Below are 1,963 nucleotides of genomic sequence, written 5' to 3' on the forward strand. Positions count from 1 at the left end.
CGGCCAGATCTCGCACATCGACATCATCTGAAGACTATTAATACTATTCGGCGTTGTGGTAGCATTGCTAAAGCAGTTGAGACTGGTATTTTGAAAAAGGGTGTGATGTATGAGTGTGTTAAGAATAATGTACCCTTCTGTTTAGCAGGTTCGATTCGTGATGACGGACCTCTGCCTGATACTCAGATGGATTTGATTAAGGCACAGGAAGAATATACAGAGTTGTTGAAAGGTGCTGATATGGTTTTGATGTTGTCAACTATGTTGCATTCTATTGGGGTGGGGAATATGACACCTGCTGGAGTGAAGATGGTTTGCGTTGATATTAATCCGGCGGTGGTGACTAAATTGAGCGATCGCGGTTCCGTTGAATCAGTTGGAGTTGTGACTGATGTTGGTTTGTTCCTCAGTTTATTGGTTGCCCAGTTGGAACAGTTGACAAGTCCTTATTCTGTAGCTAAAGCATAACTTTAGAAGTTATATCATGTCGGGTTAAATACTTATAGAACCCATTTGATATCTATTTAGGGCTTGCTGAAAAAGTCTTTTAGTAGGGGTAGGAGACAGCTATACTGGAGACAGGAGACAGGAGGAACAGAGAATTATAGAGGAGATAGTAGGAAGAATAGTCCCTTAATTTTTCTGCCCAACTCTTGAGCAAAATCCGCTCCTAATTGAACCATTACCACCTAAAACCTCGCACTTTTTGATACTTAAAAAGGCTAAAACTTTTATCTGTAAAGACTTTTATATTTAATCAGCAAGCCCTAATTAATAATTAATAATTAATCATTACCTCTCCTTGAAAAGAAGATGATTGACGCTTATAGCGGTTTTCATTAACATAGAATACAACTATTTCTGTAGCTTATTAAACTTTAGGTATATCTATAATTTTTACTGTAGTCAACATGAGTGAAAACCGCTATAAGGAAAATGTTTTCTTCTCTTGGTTTTAACCAGAGGTAATTATCCATTATCAATTAATGAATCCTTCCTTCTTCAACCATCAAAAACTGTAGAAACTTTCAAATTAAGCCTTCTAAATCCAGGAGATAATACTAAATCATTACCAGAAAAACTACCTACTTCTGTATAACTTGTGCCGATTAATTTTAATATTAAAATAGTTTTAGTTTCAGGGTCAACAATCCAATATTCAGGAATACCACAATCTTGATATTGAATTCTCTTCGCAATATAGTTTCTTTCTCTTTGTATCTCTCCAGGATTAACGACTTCAACAACTAACAAAGGAGGATACATAGAAAGGCGAATTATTCTGCTTTAATAATTTTTGAATATGTTCTTCTCCGATGATAGTCAAATCGGGATAGCGGTTTTTCGGCTCTCCTCTAACCTCTAATTCTAATCCTTGACTCCGTACTCGACGATGACCTAAAAGTAAGGCAAATCTCAGCAACAAGAAAGTAGCAATTTCAACATTTAAACGTGATTCTGGAGGCATTTAAATTAATTCACAATTAAATAATTCACAGAGTTTTTCTGAATTTTTACTGTATGATAAATATTCTTCAAAACTTTGAAATTTATGTTTAACTTGTACCATCAGATTCACTTCTGTTGTCAAGATTGTGTGTATGCGAGGAATCAGGAAAAAAAATAGGAAAATATATATTTTGTCGCTTGATTCAGATAAATAAGTTTATCTAAAATAGTAAGTAATAGAAAATCCGGAGGGAGATTTTTTATCAGCAAGAAGCTATGTTTTTTGATATAGCAGTTGAAGTAAAGGGCGCAGACATCTCAAAAACTTAAAACTAAAACAACACCAGATTTTTCCTTCTTCCTTCTTTCTTCTGATATAACTGATTATGCAAATATAATATTATTGACCGAAAATTTTTAGTCCCAAGCCTCCCCTTTTAAGGGGATAAAAAAAGATAATATTCCATATTTCAAGCCTCCTTATTGCAGAGGTACTGTTAACGCAGTTCCTCCG

Annotated in this window: 3 protein-coding genes and 1 pseudogene; 2 read left to right on the top strand and 2 right to left on the bottom strand. The window is 34.8% G+C overall.

Annotation, left to right across the window (positions count from 1 at the left end):
* Both F6K13_RS30815 and F6K13_RS30820 read left to right on the top strand, forming a co-directional pair.
* Positions 1 to 468 (top strand): annotated as a pseudogene (locus F6K13_RS30815) (fused N-dimethylarginine dimethylaminohydrolase/saccharopine dehydrogenase domain-containing protein); the annotation flags it as partial.
* 63 nt (positions 469 to 531) lie between these two features.
* Entirely contained in the window at positions 532 to 657 is a 126-nt protein-coding gene (locus F6K13_RS30820; protein WP_287289526.1) for a hypothetical protein, read from the top strand.
* Between the two features lie 345 nt (positions 658 to 1,002).
* Here the strand turns inward: F6K13_RS30820 and F6K13_RS35585 are convergent, their stop codons facing one another.
* Together F6K13_RS35585 and F6K13_RS35590 are read right to left on the bottom strand one after the other, a co-directional pair.
* Positions 1,003 to 1,266 (bottom strand): Uma2 family endonuclease, encoded by a 264-nt coding sequence (locus F6K13_RS35585; protein WP_338043185.1) that lies wholly within the window; start codon positions 1,264 to 1,266, stop codon positions 1,003 to 1,005.
* Positions 1,241 to 1,468: a hypothetical protein gene (locus F6K13_RS35590; protein WP_338043186.1), complete on the bottom strand. Its 228-nt coding sequence runs from the start codon at positions 1,466 to 1,468 to the stop codon at positions 1,241 to 1,243. The genes F6K13_RS35585 and F6K13_RS35590 overlap by 26 nt, the downstream gene beginning before the upstream one ends.
* Positions 1,469 to 1,963: the final 495 nt, after the last annotated feature.

The sequence above is a fragment of the Okeania sp. SIO2B9 genome, from assembly GCF_010672505.1.
Classification (GTDB): domain Bacteria; phylum Cyanobacteriota; class Cyanobacteriia; order Cyanobacteriales; family Microcoleaceae; genus Okeania; species Okeania hirsuta.